The 20,265-nt window shown below is 44.6% G+C and carries 13 protein-coding genes and 3 pseudogenes; 2 read left to right on the forward strand and 14 right to left on the reverse strand.

The features are described from left to right. The 6 genes and pseudogenes from GXP22_05190 to GXP22_05215 all read right to left on the reverse strand — a co-directional run. A partial coding sequence (locus GXP22_05190; protein NOX08875.1) for a hypothetical protein occupies window positions 1–611 on the reverse strand: 611 nt, incomplete at its 3' end. 116 nt (window positions 612–727) lie between these two features. Continuing rightward, complete coding sequence (locus GXP22_05195) at window positions 728–1,432, reverse strand: transposase (GenBank protein NOX08876.1); 705 nt, start codon at window positions 1,430–1,432, stop codon at window positions 728–730. Between the two features lie 100 nt (window positions 1,433–1,532). Continuing rightward, complete coding sequence (locus GXP22_05200) at window positions 1,533–3,491, reverse strand: M48 family metalloprotease (GenBank protein ID NOX08877.1); 1,959 nt, start codon at window positions 3,489–3,491, stop codon at window positions 1,533–1,535. A gap of 9 nt (window positions 3,492–3,500) precedes the next feature. Next, on the reverse strand, window positions 3,501–4,097 hold the full coding sequence (locus GXP22_05205; protein ID NOX08878.1) for a LemA family protein: 597 nt from the start codon (window positions 4,095–4,097) through the stop codon (window positions 3,501–3,503). An 84-nt stretch (window positions 4,098–4,181) separates the two neighbouring features. Beyond that, a pseudogene (locus GXP22_05210) lies at window positions 4,182–4,262 on the reverse strand (VPLPA-CTERM sorting domain-containing protein). A 328-nt stretch (window positions 4,263–4,590) separates the two neighbouring features. After that, a pseudogene (locus tag GXP22_05215) lies at window positions 4,591–4,686 on the reverse strand (VPLPA-CTERM sorting domain-containing protein). A 935-nt stretch (window positions 4,687–5,621) separates the two neighbouring features. Between GXP22_05215 and GXP22_05220 the strand changes: the two are divergent. Beyond that, window positions 5,622–6,236, forward strand: a complete 615-nt coding sequence (locus tag GXP22_05220; protein NOX08879.1) for a hypothetical protein — start codon at window positions 5,622–5,624, stop codon at window positions 6,234–6,236. A gap of 829 nt (window positions 6,237–7,065) precedes the next feature. Here GXP22_05220 and GXP22_05225 read toward each other — a convergent pair. Continuing rightward, complete coding sequence (locus GXP22_05225) at window positions 7,066–7,425, reverse strand: hypothetical protein (GenBank protein ID NOX08880.1); 360 nt, start codon at window positions 7,423–7,425, stop codon at window positions 7,066–7,068. Between the two features lie 514 nt (window positions 7,426–7,939). On the opposite strand from GXP22_05225, the gene GXP22_05230 reads away from it, so the two are divergent. After that, complete coding sequence (locus GXP22_05230; protein ID NOX08881.1) at window positions 7,940–8,173, forward strand: VPLPA-CTERM sorting domain-containing protein; 234 nt, start codon at window positions 7,940–7,942, stop codon at window positions 8,171–8,173. A gap of 56 nt (window positions 8,174–8,229) precedes the next feature. Here GXP22_05230 and GXP22_05235 read toward each other — a convergent pair whose 3' ends face one another. From GXP22_05235 to GXP22_05265, 7 genes and pseudogenes are all read right to left on the reverse strand, one after another. Continuing rightward, the gene (locus GXP22_05235) at window positions 8,230–9,726 is read right to left on the reverse strand and encodes an efflux transporter outer membrane subunit (protein NOX08882.1); all 1,497 of its coding nucleotides are present in this window, start codon (window positions 9,724–9,726) and stop codon (window positions 8,230–8,232) included. Further along, window positions 9,723–10,430, reverse strand: coding sequence for an ABC transporter ATP-binding protein (locus GXP22_05240; protein ID NOX08883.1), 708 nt, complete (start codon window positions 10,428–10,430; stop codon window positions 9,723–9,725). Before GXP22_05240 ends, GXP22_05235 begins: the two co-directional genes overlap by 4 nt. A 1-nt stretch (window position 10,431) precedes the next feature. Next, a complete protein-coding gene (locus GXP22_05245) occupies window positions 10,432–11,634 on the reverse strand; it encodes an FtsX-like permease family protein (protein NOX08884.1) in 1,203 nt (400 codons plus the stop codon). Beyond that, window positions 11,631–12,824 (reverse strand): efflux RND transporter periplasmic adaptor subunit, encoded by a 1,194-nt coding sequence (locus GXP22_05250; protein ID NOX08885.1) that lies wholly within the window; start codon window positions 12,822–12,824, stop codon window positions 11,631–11,633. The genes GXP22_05245 and GXP22_05250 overlap by 4 nt, the downstream gene beginning before the upstream one ends. Next, the gene (locus tag GXP22_05255) at window positions 12,824–13,432 is read right to left on the reverse strand and encodes a TetR/AcrR family transcriptional regulator (GenBank protein ID NOX08886.1); all 609 of its coding nucleotides are present in this window, start codon (window positions 13,430–13,432) and stop codon (window positions 12,824–12,826) included. The genes GXP22_05250 and GXP22_05255 overlap by 1 nt, the downstream gene beginning before the upstream one ends. Window positions 13,433–13,806: 374 nt before the next feature. Continuing rightward, window positions 13,807–13,896, reverse strand: a pseudogene (locus tag GXP22_05260) (VPLPA-CTERM sorting domain-containing protein). 991 nt (window positions 13,897–14,887) lie between these two features. Further along, window positions 14,888–19,606 (reverse strand): VPLPA-CTERM sorting domain-containing protein, encoded by a 4,719-nt coding sequence (locus GXP22_05265; protein NOX08887.1) that lies wholly within the window; start codon window positions 19,604–19,606, stop codon window positions 14,888–14,890. Between the last annotated feature and the right edge of the window lie 659 nt (window positions 19,607–20,265).

Genomic DNA, 20,265 nt, shown 5'->3' on the forward strand with positions numbered 1-20,265 from the left:
TTCAACCATTGAAGACTATTTGCCGCTGCACCTGGACCACAAAAATTTTTCTCCTGCGTCACATTAGGCATGTTTTTGTGCCAACCAGCCTCCAAACCAATAAATGGAATATTCCAGTCCAAATTAAGCGGCACCGGTGCATTCAAGGTAACATTTCCTGATGGGACTCCGGCATTAATAATATTTTGTGTCTCTCCAACAGTATAAGTATCAACAACCCCTCCCGTATTAGCTGAGGTCAGGGGGACACTCGTAACATCATAACGAACGTTTAAGGTTGAGCCAGTAATATTAGTACCATTACTAACACCCGCGTTAAAATAAAAGCTGCTTGAATTTGAAGATAGCCCCGTCAGAGAGGACGGCAATAATGGCTGATTCTGTACAATCCACATCTCATTAGAAGTACCCGGATTACTAACTATATTAACCCACTGTATCCCACTAGTAGGTGATACATATGAAATATCAACCTGTGCCCAAGCGGAGTCATCTACAGCCATTGAACCATCCTGATAATAATCAACCTGGCTAAATTCTATAGCTAACGACATAACGATACGGGGTAACAATAAACATATTATTAACAGAATGCGTATATTATCTTTCATGGAAATCTCCCCACTATTTTTATTAAAATCATCTTAAATAGTAGAATGGTTTTTTATAAAGTCCATAAAATAACTTAAATATTTTTTTGATATATATCATTAACCCGATCAAGGGGTCAGAGCTCTTGAAAACCCTCACTCCTTCTATCCCCTCCATGATCACATTTTATAACCTTACGACGCAACACCTCTGCTATTTTTTCTTTAAACACATCATTGCCGACGACTAAACCTGACCGCGTTGATTTTCTTATTAATTGTAAATTATCTTTATCAATACAACCAGAAAATAGCCCCTGATATAATTGCCTACGGTCAACATCCGTCGATCCTAACCCCATATATACCGCATGAGGTGTGAGCAACATATTCTCTTGACCCAAGGCATTACAGCGATAACTAGACCACCAATAATTACCAGGTAATGAAACCATATTAGCTCTGACAGGATTCAACTCAATATAGCGATAACACATCAATAAATAATTTTCAGAATCAATCAGTGCAGACTTAAAACGGCCTTCCCATAAAGTCCCTGTACGTTGATAAATTCCATTGATATAACGCACATATTTATTACCCAACATCTGCACGCAACGTGATGGCCCCTCTTTACTATGCGGTGTCATCAACATATGCACATGATTTGTCATCAGCACATAGGCATGAATATCACATTCATAACGTATAGCAGCCTCACGCAAGACCTTAAGATAAACGTAGTAATCCCTATTAGTAAAAAAAATCGGATTACGATCATTACCACGATGAACAATATGCATCGGCTGCCCAGGCACCACAATCCTTGGTGATCTCGCCATCTCACACTCCCTGTAAGAATTAATTATGTACCACCCACTCTACGACATTTCTCCATTAACTTTCAAGGGGTCAGAGCTCTTGAAAGTTAATAAATTATTTTCAAGAGCTCTGACCCCTTGAAAATGGGATGATGGGTGGCATGGGGCAATCGAGGACATCGGCAAAGGCGCGCATCAACTCGGCTTCAAGTGAGGAGATCTTTTGATCTTGCATCACACTGGCGGCACAGGCCTTTAGTAATTGTGGCATAGCTAAAGGCCTCAAACCGGCGAGTCGTTGCAAGGCAGCATCCAGGTCAGGCAAGGTGATTTTATTTTTTTCTAGCAGCCGAAGTCCTCTGATGTCCAGCATTTTTGTTGCGGCATGGAAGGCCTCATTGATCTCTTTGGGTGCCTTCTGCCCTGCATAAGCCAGCACTGATAAAACTAAGGCGGTCTCTTTTTTGAGCTGCTTAAGATGAGCGTAACGTTTTTTGGTCTGCTGCAACTTAAAGAACTGCCCATCAAGGTGGTTAAACAGAATTTTCTGCAACGACCATTCCAGCAAATCAACCCTGGAATCCATTTCAATCAACGCTACCATGTTGTCACGGAACACCTGATACTGAGCAATAGATAATTGCTTCAATGCCGGAATCGCAATATCCACTATTGGCAGTCGATATTTAATATCCAACCCATCTGTGAGCGAAACCAGTTTATGCGTTAACACCAATACATCTGGGTCTGCATAATCTTTTAATCGCTGCCACTGTTTAACCCGAATATCTTCCTTAGCATCCAGCAATAAGGCATAAATAACCGCACGCGCACCATAGGGTTCACGCGCCGCCTGTTTAAGCTCTGTTGCTAATTCATCTATCAGAGAGCGAGCATGATCAATGGTCTCCTGCCTCGGGTTACCAATCTGGTCAATGGCATTTGCAACATCAACCATGGCAGCACTGGTAACAACTGAAGCAACCTTTTGCGCTAGCTCTTCACGCGTCATACCTGCTTTCTTGTCAGCCTTTTTTTCATCCCGAGGCGAGTCAACCTTATCAGCAGATGCAAACACACCATCCCACTGAGGATCAATACATAGGATGCGTTTCGCCAATGGTGGATGCGTTGCTGCCAGTGATTGCACAAAACCCGAAACGCCCTGAGCAAAAAAAGCATGACTCACTTCAGGTGCGCCGGGGTTGTCTACCTTTGAACCATATTCCAGCCCACCGATTCGCTTTAATGCACCCGCGATCCCATCGGGATTACGGGTAAACTGAACTGCCGATGCATCGGCCAGATACTCTCGTTGCCGACTCACTGCCGCCTTGATCAAGTTACCAAAAAAGGTACCGGCAAAACCAATGACTATCAGACCAATCGCCAACCCCAGTATTCCACCACCATTTTTATTACTACGCGAATGACGCGAATAAGCACTGGTGTACAAGAGGTAATAACCAATCATACCCAGCACTGTGATGCCATTAAGGATACCCATCAAGCGAATATTGAGCCGCATATCACCATTAAATATATGGCTGAACTCATGCGCGATAACACCTTGTAACTGATCACGACTTAAATGATCAATGGTGCCCTGAGTAACACCAATGACCGCATCGCGTGGCGAGAAACCCGCAGCAAAGGCATTAATACCCTGCTCACCTTCCAGCAAATAAACCGGTGGCGCAGGTGTGCCGGATGCAATCGCCATTTCCTCCACGATATTCAATAATTTTCGTTGCTTCAGATCGTTGGTATTTTGCGGGATCAGTTTCCCACCCAGCGCCTCTGCGACCACCTTGCCACCCGCCGATAGCGACATAATCTTATAAAGGCTACCAATTAAAACAACCGCGCTAACACCCACACTCACGGTAGCAAAGACTCGCCAATCCATTGTCTGTAGTAGTTCCCCACCACCCTGTATTTGTTGACTATCGATAAAACCAAACGCCACCATAATCAAAAGGTTGGTCATAATAATTAAGCCGACCACCGCCAGGATAAACAGTGCCACCAACCGAGCAGTGTGTTTACGCACACGATCTTGTGATTCAAAAAAATTCATGGGCAGAATTTAAAATGAGACCTTGGGTGCAGCCTGTATAGCCGCACTATCTTCAAATTCCAGCAGAGTCGCATCCTGCGCATGACCAAATCTCACGGCAAAAAAGACAGGGGGAAAGGTTTGCTTATAGGTATTGTATTCCATCACCTGATCATTAAAGGCCTGCCGCGCAAAAGAAACCTTGTTCTCGGTAGAGATCAGTTCTTCACTGAGCTGCATCATGTTCTGGTTGGCCTTGAGATCCGGGTAGGCCTCCATCACCATGTTAAAGTTCATCATGGCACCCGCCAGTTTCCCTTCGGCACCATTCAAGCCCTTAATCGCATCCGCATTACCCGGATCAGCCGCCGCATTTGATAACATGCTTTGCGCCGTATTCCGTGCTGCAACCACAGCTTCCAGAGTCTCTCGCTCATGCTTGATATAACCCTTCGCCGTCTCGATAAGATTAGGAATCAGGTCATAACGCCGTTTTAATTGCACCTCGATCTGTGCAAAGCCATTACCATAGCGATTTTTCAGGGTAACCAGTTTATTGAATATCCCGATCACATAAAAAACGACCAGGGCAATAACAACCAGCATAACGATTAACGTAGTATCCATAGCTTGCGCCTTTTTCAAATTATTGAATTATTATAGATACTAACATCTTTATAAAGTTTCAAAAACAAAGAAACAAAATCAGTGCTACTTACGTCTAGCGACACCAATCAAACCCAAAAGACCCGAGCCGAATAACCATACCGCAGCTGGTATTGGCACTGCTGCTAACTCAGCCTCACCACTCAATGAAGAAACCAGAAGACCGGGGGGATTACCCACCGAACCTGCAGCATTAAAGACAATAAAATTCAGCGTAATAGTCATTGTGGTGATGAACAAGGTAAATATTGTGGCTGATTTTAATCTATCCATTCTGATTTTATACTCCTGATGTGTTTTATCAAAGCGTATCTAACAAGTAAGTAACAAACATACCAGTTACACAATAGGCTTATAGTTCAATTGGTTATAAAAAATTAGATCCCCCAGGGGATCAAGAGTGCAAAGCCTCTCGACAAATAAGGTGCGGGTTTATTAGACCACTACAGCGCGCTTAACTTACTTTGCGTTTTGCTACACCAACCAGACCGAGTAGACCTGAGCCAAAGAGCCATACTGCAGCGGGGACAGGAACAGCCGTTGAAGAGACAACAGTGCTCAATCCCCCGTTTGTACCGAGAACTCCACCATAAAATGGTTGAGGCAATGTAGTCGTTAGTCGCTTAAATATCTCACTGCCAGAGAAACCAAGAGTTGGTGTGCCTAGTTGTAAAAGATCAGTAAACACAAGGTATAAGACATCCTGCGATTGCCCTTCAGTTGATATGAACGTCAAACCACTACCCGAGAAAGTTACAGAATCCCCTTGGTCAGAGTCATAATTTGAGAGACCATCATTTGCCCAATGCGCAGGACCGGGTGAGAAAGTCGCGGGGCTTCCATCCAGATTATTGGAGTATGATGAAAAAGTTGCATCATCAAAAATATAGGTAAATGGGTATTGAGTTAGCAACTGATGAAATAATCATCGTTGAAGTTAATAAAACAGAATTCACCAGTATTTTTAATTTTTTCATCTCATTGTTCCCTATAGATAATTGAGTATTCTTACAATTAACTAGAGCAAAAATCATTCCATGCTTATGATTTACTGTAACATCAATAGGTTATAATGACCCCGCTGGTATCCAGCCCACCAAAGCGTAAAGGCATTCTAAAAATTGTCGAGATAATTTACAGAGCATAACTCGATAAACCTATCCCCTTTGGTGAATAGTTACCGGCCCTTTATAAATCTTGCAAAAGACAGCAGACCCGAATCGAAGAATAATACAGCAGAAGGCACAGGAACCGTACTCACACCAACAATATTAATATACTTTTAAAGAAATAATTAATAGGTTTCATTTTATACACCTCCGATAGTGATCTTGGGGCAGTCTCAATTTGGAGGCAGTGATAATGCTATGGTAGACTTTGGGAACGGCAATAACAATATAAGCTTGGATGCGCAGAAATGTTTTTACTCGTTCGTTTCCATAAACTTACCCAAGCGTAAGCAAGGTAATCTGACTGAGTTGTAATATGAAAATAATAAAACGTTTTTTAATCACATCACTATTAGTCACCATCATGCCTACATCATTTAGTGCTGTACGACTAGATGTAGATGGTGATGGCGATGCTGATGCCAATGATGGGTTAATGATTCAACGTCGACTAACAGGTGCGGGATCAGTTACCCCAGGCATCGTACTACCAATCAATGTCGGCGGACTAGGCACCAATGGTGCGCGCACTGATGCCGAAATCGTTACCCTTATTGATTCCATGAAATCTGCTACCGAAAACATAAATAATCACACTCCATCTTTAGCAGATATTGCAGGCACCTGGAATGGAAGTGAAATAATCAATGGACTCACCGACAAAGTTTATTCCGTTATAACAATAGATGGTACATTAACTTATTATAATGACATGGGAGATAGTTTTGATAACATTATTGATTGTTACCTAAAAACAACAGCCACAATAAAAGATATTTCTAATGGTGTTTTTTTAATTAACAATAACATCTCCGTACGCTTTATGATTTCCAATAAAAGCTTAATTGGAACAACCGATGATGAAATTGAAGTATCGATACCTTCATCACTACAAGAAGCTGACTTCACTCCATTATGCAATCAAATCTAAAAAACAGCCTGCATTGTTGGTTATAAAAGATCTCAATATATTGAAAATATACTTTATCTCGCTTGCGCTGTGCGTCAATGGCATCACTCAAGTAAGTGGCGTAATTTAATTTATTCATTTTTTCTTTCTCCTTATATTATAAAAAATAATGCTCACCACCAACAACAGGACGATTGATAAAACGGGGTGTTGAATAGCAATTAATATGAATGCCGCAAGCGCAACAATGCAGATCAGCAACAGAATCGTGATCATCGAGTACCTCTATGGTTGGTTATGGTGTTAAAAAATTAATCCGAAGGGGTTCGGTAATAGTTCGATTGCAAGGTGAGTATTTATGACTGAGCATCAAAGGCATTGAGATTATTGGCGTTATGGATATTGCAGAGAGTGGATCATGGGACTACAGATACGTGTCACCCTGGATGGTTACTTGGATGTTCCCTTAGGTGCTACTGGCATCTTCACTGGTGCCTTCTTCTGCTTACCCTTGGCATCCAGATCAACACTTGATGCAATCAGTTTCTTCATGGTGTCCAGAAAGTCTTTCGGTCTAACCTTCTCATGCATTCACTGTTTGCCGATCATAGAATCCACCAGACCTTCACTACGAAGGACTGCCAACATAAACGCAGGGGTATTGACGGACTTGCCCCGGAACAATCCATAGAGAGCCGTTTAAGTTATGGGATCAACTTCATCGAGTGCAGTATCAATGTCACTATGGGCAATCCATTCATCACTGAAGAAACCTCCTCCATCATTGGCGTAGATGCGAAAGAACAATTTCGTTTTACCTCGACAACCAATGTGATAGATCAACCTTTCCTTACCTGAAAAGGACTTGCAGGTAGCCCCTCAGCTCGCCTCTCAACCACTCGGCGTCCGGCAGTACAAAGGCCATGCCGTAATCGTCCGTTCCGAGATACACGCCATAGAAGTGACTTTGTATAACGCTAAATCCTTCCCATTCAATTTTGGTTAAAGAGGGCATATCGATTTCATCCAGGGTACGATTGATATCGCCTTCTTCAATGAGGACTATGTAGCCGTTGTTGTCTGGATCATAGGGGTGCTCCTTTGTGGTGCAGTCTGTGATGAGTAATTTGATGAGGTCTTTTATGATGCGATATGAAGGATGATCGGGTGGTAGTTGATTGAGGTCATTGGGACATTTGAATGTAATCATGGGGTTTTCTCCTTGGCAATAAAAAAAGCCCACTGATGGTTAGTCAGCAGGCACGGTTGGTGGTAGTGATTTTGCGGATCAGGTTAAGCTGAAGAAGCTATTGGGGTTTTGTAATGAGAGGGTATGTTTTGTGGTTCAACTGGTGGTCATTTGAGGATAGTGATGGTGCTGTGGTAGACTTTGGGGAACACTAATAATGATATGCGGCTGGGATGCACTGAAAGACCTTTCCTTGTTCAATTCCAGACTCTCTTTTATTATGCGCGGCGCCTCGGCATAGACTTGGGCGTGGATAAAAATAATGTCTATAGGAGGACATGGAAATGAGAACAATAAAGACACTGATAATATCTGCCTTATTAGTAATCATAATGTCTGCTTCATTGATGGCAAATGCCTCATCACTTAGCCCTCGTTTAGGTGGACTGGCGTATTATGATGATGACGCGAATCTTACTTGGCTAGCTGATACAAATTACGCAAGCACTAGTAATTATGACTTATTCAGTAATCTATATGGCTGGTATTGGTCAAAACAGAGCTAGCATCTGATACTGGACGCGCATGGGCATTTGCTTACCATAACGGGTATCAGAATCATGGAAGTAAGATTCTTACTCTATATGCATGGGCTGTGCATGATGGCGACGTAGGTTTACTAGCAACAGCCCCAGTCCCCCTCCCAGCATCAGCATGGTTGTTCGGCTCAGGGTTAGTTGGGTTAATCGGTGTAGGTAGACGGCGCTGAGGACGGTAGAGAACAATCAAATGCTCTGACCCTTTGATTCCTTTAAGCCAAAAAATCTATTGATCTTTCAAATGCACCGACCCCTTGCTTGTGATCAACACACCACCCCCCATGGCCTGATACAACGCAACCGTATCAATCAATCGACGGGATTGAGTTGTCACCAGATTCAACGCATTCAACTGCACCTGCTGCTCTGCTGCTAACACTTCGAGATGATTTGCCGCTCCGATGTTATACTCCTGCCTCACAAGCTGTAGTATTCCTTGAGCCGCATTATTTGCAGATGCCTGTGCTGCAAGCGCACTGGCATCATATTCAAGAGCACGCAACACATCGGCTACATTCTGCAATGCATGAAAAACTGTCTGTCGATAATTTGCTTCTGCCTCATCAAATCCAGCCCTGGCAGCACGTGACTCTGCAACCAGCCCTTTATGAAAAAGCGGCTGCACAAGTTGCCCGGCAACACCCCAAACCATTGTTCCTGCACCGAACAAGGTTGATGCAGTCAATGCCTGAGATCCAATATCTGCACTCAGGTTTATTTGCGGGTAACGCTTGGCAATAGCGGTGCCATATCGTGCATTGGCAGCCTGCAGCAGTGCTTCCGAGGCCTGGATATCCGGCCGTTGGCGTACAAGTTCAGAAGGTATAACCACAGGAAGCTGGGCTGGCAAGGTAAAGTCATCAAGCACAAATGAAGGAATATCTGAATCACCTGGTGTTATGCCGACAAACACTGCCATCAAATGATGTGACTGTTCAAAACTATTACGCAGTTGTGAGATGTTTACGCGGGATTGTTCAACAGTTGCCTGCAACGAAAACACCTCATTCTGAGAGCTAGCCCCCAATGACAATCTCTTTTTTGTAATATTCAGCTGCTCTTCCTGGGCAGAGAGGATTTGTTCACTTGCCTGTATTTGGGCAGCCAACTGGGCTTGCGTAATGGCCGTTGTAATCACATTAGCGATAAGAAGAAGACGCGCTGTTTCAAGCTGATAACGTTGATAGTCCGCCTCTGCGGCAAACGATTCGAGCATACGCCGATTACCCCCGAACAAATCCAGACTATAACTAACATTCACCCCTGCATTGATTAGGCCAAATGTCTTTGATCCAGCGGACTGACCAAATGCAGCGGTATTGACACGTTGACGGGAACCACCTGCATCAGCGGTTACTTGAGGATACTGTGTTGCCCCCCCCTGCGCCTGATAGGTCTGTTCGGCCTGCTCAAGTTTAGCTCTGGCCGCTTCGAGCGTCAGACTGGACAGCAAAGCGCGCTCTACCAGACTATCGAGCCTGGACGAACCAAAGACCTTCCACCAGGAAGGGTCAACCTTGCTACGGACAAAGTGCTGGCTGCCACCCAATGTCACAGGGTAGGCCTCCGTCCTGGATGGCACCGGGTTTACTGTGTAAGTATTAATATCAGGTATTTCAGGTCTTTTATAATCCGTGCCAACAGCACAACCTGAAATTATTCCTGCACAGAGCACTACCAGGGTATAGAAAAAGATCCGTGATATAGATTTAGATACCTTCATACAATACGCCCTTCTCCTGCTTCTTCATGAGTTTTGCCATCCCTTATATGATAGATTCGTTTGAATGTAGGGATAATTTTTTCATCATGTGTCACTACAATGATTGCAGTTTCATACTGCCTCGCTATTTGATTCAATATTTTCACAACAGCAAGTGCACGTTCGCTATCAAGTGGTGCGGTAGGTTCATCAGCAAGAATGACCGGTGGTCGATTCACCAGTGCTCGTGCGATGGATACGCGTTGCTGTTCACCGCCTGAAAGTTGTGATGGCATAGCCCGTGCACGATGCGCAACATCCAGAGCCTCCAGTATTTCCAACGCTCGTTTACGCGATTCGCTGTTTGCATGACCCGCCAGCATCAAAATCAATGCAACATTATCGATAACATCAAGAAAAGGAATCAGATACGGTGCCTGAAATACAAAGCCGATATTATCCCGCCTTAATGCACCGAGATCAGAAATCTTCCATTGTTGATCGTAAATAGTATTTTCACCCAGCGTCATCCGTCCAGCTGTAGGTTCGATAACAGCCCCCAGACATTTGAGCAGTGTACTTTTACCCGAGCCGGAGGGGCCGACCAATCCAACCACCTCGCCAGGGTTGACTTGCATATCCACACCTTTCAGCGCGTCTACTGCAGTATCACCCTCGCCATATCGCTTACGTAATCCTTCAATGGTAATGCCCTGTGTATGCAACTCAGCCACCAATAGCCTCCGCAGGATCCACTTTTAGCGCAGCGTGAATTGCAACCAGACTGGCTATCACACAAATAATCATCACCAGTATGAACCCTGTCATAGCATCTGCAGGCTCCAGTAGTACATATTTTGGAAATACTGGCGCCCAAAATGTCGCCGCTATTTTTCCAACCACAAACCCAATAACGCCCAGGCCAAGCGCCTGTTGCATAATCATACTGGCAATAGTGCGACTCTTTGTTCCAATGAGTTTAAGCACAGCAATTTCTCGAATCTTACCTATCGTTAGCGTATAAATAATGAATGCAACGATTGCCGCACTGACAACAGCAAGAATTACCAAAAACATGGCAATCTGTTTTGCTGCTGTTTTGATCAACTTTTCGATTAGTATTGATTCCATCTGTACACGGGTGTACACCTGTAATCGTTTCCAGCGGCGAATGGGCTCGGCGACTGCTTCTGCTGTATAGCCAGGCTTGATCTGAACCAGCACAGCATTTACGAAAGGGTTCGTGCTTTGTGAGTCAATCACCGCCTCCAACAGGCCCGGCACAGCCGGTCGATTAAATGCAGGGTTGGCCGTGGTTCGGCGACGCTGTTTTACAATCGCATCATTATCCTTCAGGAATTGTGCTTCCTGAGCATCTTTAAGTGGGATAAACAGCATCGGGTCGCCACTGGACGATACCATTCGCTTTGTCAGCCCAACAACTTTATATGTATTACGACGAATCTGAACCTCATCACCAAGATTGAAACCGGTTTTGATATCAGCTACGGCCTCATAGTGACCACGGGTAATATGCCTGCCCGACATAAGGAACCTGGGTTGCCCTGGCGCTCCTGCGGGTGATGTAACAGCCCCAACGACCATCACGCGTACATCATATTTCCCTTGACTGATTTGTGAGGTTAAATAAGTAACATTCGCGGCTCGGGCAACGCCTTCCATACCAAGAATGCTGCGATATTCATCATCGTACAAGCTTGATGATTCGGCATAGGGTCCAAGCGTCCCTTGTTGTACAACCCATAGATCCGCGCCACTGTTGTCCAGCAACACCTTGGCATCATCCACCATTCCCCGGTAAACACCAGCCATCGTCAAGGTAACCCCAATCAACAGCCCCAGACCCATGCCGGTAAACACAAATTTACCCCATGAATGTATAATGTCTCGCCCGGCAAGGCTGATCATGATGAACGGTCTTCTGTCAGCCGTTCAGTAATCTTGATACGGCTCCGCGCATTGAGTAATCGCTGGCTATAAACCACAATCTGAGCGCCCGATATTGGCCCCTCCAGAATCTGCACGTAACCATCGAGGCTGCTTGCACCAATTTTAACGGCAGAGAATTGTATCTCGTCATCTTTGACGAGCCACACGCCAATACGGCCATTCACCTGTTGTAAACTTGCATTGGGAACAACAGGCGTTGCAGTCAAAGGTGGCAGTGACACGGTAACCTCAGTAAGTTCACCGATGGGGGGCAGAACTGCCGGCAATACGTCAAAGGTCACTTTGGCCAGAATTTCTTCGGTAACAGCATCTGCCATTGGCTCAACACGATAAACCAGGCCTTTAAATTCACGCTGACTACGTGAACGCAGTTTTATTTGTGCAGGTAATTTTGCACTCAAACCGGAGGCAAGCCGCTGATCAAAACGTACATTAACCCATAAGCTCAAAGGATCGATCATTTCTACTACAGCCTGTCCTGTCACTACCGTTGAGCCTGCTTCTACATTACGTCGCGTTATGACACCGTCTACCGGTGCCACAAGGCGCAAGTTTTTACGTTGACTGACTAGGCCATCAAGATCAGCCTGGGTGCGCGCCAATTCCTGTTCAGATGAACTATGGTCAGCACGGGCAACGGCAAGTGCTGCGCTTGCTATCTGTAATTCCTGCTGCTTTGCCTCATACACCTCATTACTTACCGATTTGATATGCAGGAGCTTTTCATAGCGTGTCGCCTGTGACTCTGCAAAAGCGAATCTTGATGATGCCTCTTGCACCCGGGCCATGGCTGCAAGCAGCGTTGCCTGTGAGCGTTTCAGCGCTGATTCCTGCCCACCAATTCGATCATCAAGGTCGATGGGATCCATCTCGGCCAGTATTTCACCCGCCCGAACCTTATCGCCAACTTGAACATTGACCTGCTTTACGCGTCCAGCTGTGATTGGACCAATATTATATAAATAACGAACCTCGGTTTTACCAATGCCAAACAGCGCTGGTGAAATAGACCGATTTTCGATGGTTGTAGTGGTAACCAATACTGGCGCCAGTGGCCCGGATATCATGCCAACATAAACAAACAGAATGAGCATAGGAACAATCACTGCCAGGAGAAGCATCGTACGTCGATTCATTATCTTTAACATCATCGTTTACTCACAATGCCACGGCAATATATTCTGAAAACACCAGCAGCATTCTCACGCATGTTTTCCATACTTTCAGTTATCAGTGACTGCATGATAAGGCCTTGAATGATGCCAATAAACATGATTGCAGCAGATTTACTATCAAGCGTTTCATCCAACTTCCCCTGCTCTTTACCCTGTTCAATGATGGCTTCAATTATTTTTCCATAATTTTCGATCAGCGCCCTTGCCATTTTTTTGGCCGGCGTTACTTTAGATCGCTGCAGCTCTCCAAACAACATCCTTGGAACGCCTGGATGGCTTGCCACAAAATCAATATGCGTAATAAAAACCGCCTCTAATGCCTCAAGCGGAGAATCGGCCTCTTTGGTCGCCTTATCCACTCTGGACAGCAGCCGTTCAGCGACCCATTCAATGACACCTTTTAAAATAGCTTCTTTATTGGGAAAGTGTTTAAACAACGCGCCCTGACTCAAGCCCATTCGATTGGATATCGCTGTCGTGGTTATCTCTTCAGGATTTTGCTCAGAAGCCAGGTCAATAACAGTTTCTATTGCATCTGCCCGTCGTTGTTCACCCGACATATGTTTCGTGCTGGAAGACATTGCATACCTCAGACGTAAGTAATAGCTAACTTACATGTTGAGCGTTCTGTATTTTGTTGTCAACATTTTTTATTATGGACGAGGAATTAGCTGCCAAATGAGCGAGTTAACGGGTGTTACCAAGGGATTATGAGCAGCACGAACTATTTGATGGCTGCGTTGCAAGCTGAAGAATGGTCACGATTTTCTTCAGAGGTACTGTGCATTGTTTTCTGCATCCGAACCTGGGGGCATCATGTTTATTTATTCTTTAACGCACTCAAATTGTTATGGGAAATACTCACTGAACCATTTTCAAACCTTGTCACATTTTTCCTTCATACATAAAAAAGACCTCGCTATGCGAGGCCTCTTTCGTAGCCATCAAGTATGACTTAACTTGCTTTACGTCTTGCGAATCCAACCAAGCCTAATAGACCTGATCCAAATAGCCATACTGCTGCAGGAGCGGGCACGCTACTCACTAATGCGTTGTCTTGTACCGTATTGTTAAAGGCGACACTATAAAATATCATACTGCCTTGCCCTGTTCCGGTGCTACCACTACTATCACCAATGATCAATGCAGGACTACTCAAGCTCAATTCATACGCCAGACCGGAATAAACTACAGCGCCATCAATACGGTAAGATACTAGCCCATTTTTCATTAAAAACTCGTAGCTATGAGGCAATGTTAAATCAAGTGGAATAAATGTTGAATCAGCATCAAGTGATGTCGCTCCAGCATGAGCCACACTTACACCCGCATTCCCCGTTAGTCCATAGCAACTAAATTGATTACCATCACAACCTGTTTCTGCAAAATTAAATGCCGCGTAATGATTTTTGTCATAAAAATATGCAGACCAGTCTGTTGCATTACTGGAAAAAGAAGCATCGAAGGATAAATAGTTTCCATCACTACTTGAACCCGGTGTCCATGAAGGTAAATTCTGACCAGCAAGCCAACCAAACCAGACACCTTTGTATGGTGCGGTCGTAAGTGTAGATGATATACCTGAGCCATTTACAACCATTGATGTACCAGAAAATGTGACATCTGACCAATCAGGTGTTCCAGTATGAGGCAAGCTTGAAACGATTGAGGCATTCACACTGGTTGACAAAATCAATGTAATAGCAAGTGATACTAGTCTTAAAAAATTCATTTCAATATTATCCTTTGAGTCATTGTTATTATCTATAACGACTCATCATTAAGGGGGCCGCATACGATAGCTTGCTACGAGGTATAAACCAATCAGTTCAACTATCCCTATATATAATACAGCAAAAATCATTCCACTTAAATTGATTCAAACAAAATCAATAAGTTATATCTACAAGCACTACTAACCACCCCACCAATGTGTAAAGTTTCACAAACAATAATCGGGGTGCTTTACAGTTTCCCACAAAAAAGCCTCACACAATCACTCATGCGAGACCTCTTTCATAGTCATTGTGTATGACTTAACTGGCTTTGCGTCTTGCGAAACCAACCAGACCAATTAAGCCTGAGCCGAAGAGCCATACCGCTGCAGGCACTGGAACTGCTGAAACCACACTCAGACGTACAATATCAGTAGTTCCTCCATCAATATCATAAAGGTAACTGATATCCCAACCAAGGCCACCGCCCAGTATTGCCAGATCCAGGGTATCAAAGGTACCGACAATCGTCTCGGCCATCAAGATATCAAAACTGTTGCCTTCAACGGGTTCAAACAAACCATCGCCCAGATCATATAAACTAGCCGTTAATATGCCGGCTAAAGTAACATTGCCCGTGATATCGAGCACATCATATTCGGTACCGGCAACCAAACCACCCAACTCAAACGTCAGTGTGCTACTAACATCTAAAACACTAAAATCACCATCGATATTTAAAATGCCAGGAGAATTGCCAGGACCAACTGATGCACCGTTAGTAATGAAAATATCACCTGTAACCGTACCGGTACCGTTTAATTGGCCGCCATCAACTGAAATAGTAGGAGCATTAAGATTACCGTTAGTTAAATTTACTGCGCCAGTGCCCCATATCTTCAGGGTGTTAGCCACCTCGACAGTTCCGTTATCTAATACGTTGACTTCGCCAGTACCTCTTGCCTCAGTGCTTGTGCCTCCTACAAAAAGCTTAGCTGTGTTCGTCCATTTAGAACCGGTACCCGTCACCGTTGCGGCACCTGTACCATTAAACCCATTAGCTAGAAAAACATTTGCGTTACTAACAGTACCGCCATTTTTAATATTTAGTGTACCGGAGCCTTCTCGTCCAATAGCAAGGTTGCCGCTATTGTTCCAACTTGAACCCACGCCATCTACCGTTAGGGTACCATTACCCGTATTGGCATATCCCAGACGACCCTTCGCAGTGCTAATGGAACCGCCATCTTTAATGGTCAGCTGCCCGGTACCACTATGGCCAACATAAACATAACTTCCAGCACTCCATGCCTCACTGGTACCCGTGTCATCTACTGTAATACTACCTTCAACAAGGTCGACTGACCCGTTTTGTCCTACAGTCAATTTCGCACCCGCTTCGACTGTACCACCGCTAGTCACACTGAGAGAACCTGTTCCCAATTCACCAATCGACAAGCTATCACTGTTTGTCCAACTGGAACCGGTACCTGTCACTGTTGCGGTGCCATTACTATTACTATAGAGTCCCAGAGAACCAACTGTATTACTGACCGAACCACCGGCTTCAATGTTCAATTCACCTGTACCAGCATAGCCAACACTAAGGAAAGAACTATTTGTCCATTTTGAATTAGCACCCGATATTGTGGCGACACCATTACCTGTAGAAGTATACCCCAGATAGCCTCGTGTGCTGCTAACAGTACCACCATCTTCAATATTCACTGCACCCGTACCCGCATAACCAACACTAAAGTTGCTACCAGTGCTCCATGTCCTACTTGACCCCGTGTCATCTACTGTAATACTACCTTCAACAAGGTCGACTGACCCGTTTTGTCCTACAGTTAATTGCGCACCCGCTTCGACTGTACCACTGCTAGTCACACTGAGAGAACCTGTTCCCGCTCCACCAATCAACAAGCTATCACTGTTTACCCAACTGGAACCGGCACCTGTCACTGTTGCAGTGCCATTACTGCCACTGTAACGCCCCACATAACCCTCTGTATTACTGACCAAACCACCGGCTTCAATGTTCAATTCACCTGTACCAGCATGGCCAATATTAAGGAAAGAACTATTTGTCCATTTTGAATTAGCACCCGATATTGTGGCGACACCATTACCTGCAGGAGAATACCCCAGATAGCCTTGTGTGCTGCTAACAGTACCACCATCTTCAATATTCACTACACCCGCACCAGCATAGCCAACATTAAGGAAGCTACCAGTGCTCCATGCCGTACTTGCCCCTGTGTCATCTACTGTAATACTACCTTCAACAAGGTCGACTGATCCGTTTTGTCCTACAGTTAATTGCGCACCCGCTTCGACTGTACCACCGATAGTCACACTGAGAGAACCGGTTCCCAATTCACCAATCGTAAGGCTATCACTATTTACCCAACTGGAACCGGCACCTGTCACTGTTACGGTACCATTGCTGCCATTGTATTGCCCCACATAACCATTTGTATTACTGACGCTACCACCATCTTCAATATCCAGAACACCCGTACCTAGAGCACCAACGGAAAGGTTGATGCTATTTACCCAACTGGAACCGGCACCTGTCACTGTTGCGGTACCATTACTGCCACTGCTGAGTCGCCCCAGATAGCCACGGTTACTGCTGACCGTGCCACCGTTTTCAATATCTAATGAACCCGTACCCCTATAACCAACATAAAGGCTGCTGCTATTCACCCAACTTGAACCTGTGCCGGTTACTGTGGCGCTACCATCACTCGTACTGCCATGCCCCAGAAAGGCAAAACGATTACTGACTGTACCGCCACCTTCAACTTCCAAAATACCTGCCCCAGCATAGCCAATATAAAAGTAGCTATTATTAGTCCAAGAGCCGCTGTCGGCACCTGTGTCATCTACCGTAATCTCGCCTGCGACAAGGTTGACTGACCCGTTTTTTCCTACAGTTAATTGCGCACCCGCTTCGACTGTACCACCGCTAGTCACACTGAGAGAACCGGTTCCGAATTCACCAATCGACAAGTTATCACTGTTTGTCCAATTGGAACCGGTACCTGTCACTGTTGCGGTGCCATTACTATTACTATAGAGCCCCAGAACACCAACTGTATTACTGACCGAACCACCGGCTTCAATGTTCAATGTACCTGTGCCAGATCTGCCAATATAAAGGGAACTACTATTACTCCAACTTGAGCCAGCGCCAGTTATCGTTGCAGTGCCACTACTGCCACTGTTATACCCAAGATAACCTGTCATATTGGTGACCACACCACCATTTTCAATATTCAATGTACCTGTGCCAGACCTGCCAATATAAAGGGAACTACTATTACTCCAACTTGAGCCAGCGCCAGTTATCGTTGCGGTACCATTACTGCCACTGAGTCGCCCCAGATAGCCATATTTATTGCTGACCGTGCCACCGTTTTCAATATCTAATGAACCCGTACCCTCATAACCAACATAAAGGAAGGTACTATTATCCCAACTTGAGCCAGTGCCGGTTACCGTTGCGGTGCCATTACTGCTGCTGTTATGCCCCACATAACCCTCTGTATTACTGACGCTACCACCATCTTCAATATCCAGAACACCCGAACCCCCATAACCAACATATAATTCAGCGCTATTCACCCAACTTGAGCCAGTGCCGGTTACCGTTGCAGTGCCACTACCACTACCAATACTATAACGCCCAAGATAACCCTGCGCATTACTGACTGTACCGCCACCTCCAACTTCCAAAATACCTACCCCAGTATAGCCAATATAAAGGGCCCCACTATTATCCCAACTTGAACCCGCACCGGTTACCGTTGCGGCGCCACTACTCTGGCTGCCAAAACCTATATAACCTGTTGTATTGGTGACCACACCACCATTTTCAATATTCAGTGTACCCGTACCACTAAAACCAACATATAATCTAGCGTTATTATCCCAACTTGAGCCAGAACCGGTTACCGTTGCAGTGCCGCTACCACCAAGACGCCCAAGATAACCTGTTGTATTGGTGACCACACCACCATTTTCAATATTCAGTGTGCCTGTGCCCTCATAACCAACATATAATTCAGCGCTATTCACCCAACTTGAATTAGTATCTGATACCGTAACAGCCCCCGTGCCATTACTGGTATTACTTATATAACCCGTCGTATTACTGACTTGACCTGCATTGCTTATGTTTAATTCACCAGAACCGTTTCCACCTACAACGAGAATATCACTATTCCCCCAAGTAGAACCTTGACCATCTACTGTTGCGGAACCGCTACCAGTCTCGTAAAACCCGAGATAGCCCTGCGTGCTGGTGACAACACCGCCATCGTTTATGTTTAGCGTACCGCTACCCCTACCACCAACATAAAGGGCGGCCGTATTTTGCCATGTGGATCCATCACCTGTCACCGTGGCTATGCCATTACTACCACTAGCGCTTCCTAAAATACCCGTTTCATTGATTGCAGTACCGCCAGCAGAAATCCTCAAATCACCCGTACCCTTATCACCTACATAAATATTTTCAGCTGAAAGGAGACCCGAACCACTCAATAAGTAATCGCCACTACCATTCGTTGATTCCCCCAAATAAAGGCTATTGCTAATTCTATTTGTCCCAGCCGACTGTATGAAGGTTCCTGTACCCGTATCACCGATAGTCGCTGTTAATGCCTTTAATAAACTTGAGCTAATGCTTTGCGTTAACGTCGCACTTCCTGAACCTGTTGCATTAATGGTCAGAGAATCAAGCAAATCGTTATAGTAACTTGAGATGTACAAAATATTGATATCAGTAACACTCGAGTTGTTGATATAAACACTGTCACCAGCAAGAGGTAGCGATGTATTTGGTGGGCCACCATCTATTGTGCTCCAACAATTCTGTGACCAGAGCGTTGAAGATGGGGCGCCACACCAGTATTTATCAGCAGCAAAGACTGATGGTGTTATCACTAAACCTAGAGTAAAACCCAATGCACTAATCAGTGCGGTCTTTTGATATTTAGAAAGAGACATCCTCATCCGTAATACTTTCATTCTATGCATCCTATGAGCAATTGTTATTTTTTGATCAATACGCGTTATTTATTATTGAATCCAAATGAGTTACCTTGCAATAATTACGCCATAAAAACATATAGTTTATTATCAATTGGTTATAAAACCCCAAGGTCAGCGCAAGGCTAAAAAATGTAAGGTTTAATTAACAAATGTCATTTTTATTTACACTTTCAGATACAAAAAAGCCTCACATAATCACTCATGCAAGGCTTCTATTTCAGCACCTATACAAACAGCGCCTTCGGTATTTGGTGGGCCCACCTGGACTCGAACCAGGGACCAAGGGATTATGAGCACTACTAACACCGAAATCACGTTGTTGTAAGTTGAAGAATCCTGATTGGTTTTCTGGTGGTCATTATGATGATCACTTGCATCCGAACCTATACCGAACTTGGCGCTCATAATCCGTCTTTATTCTTGAACATGTTCAGTCAGTTATGGGAACATTCTACCGAACCCGATCCGAACCCTAGCGTTCTTTTTCCTTTGTGCAAAAAAAGACTCCGCAGTGAGACCTCTTTCAACGCACCAGATCCATTACTTAGAGTCTCCTCAAAAAGTCATGAGACACAATCATCATTGATGTAATTAATCGGCTGATAGCAAACCTGTTCAAGCCATTTACCCAGGTT

The organism is Gammaproteobacteria bacterium (genome assembly GCA_013151035.1).
GTDB lineage: Bacteria > Pseudomonadota > Gammaproteobacteria > JAADJB01 > JAADJB01 > JAADJB01.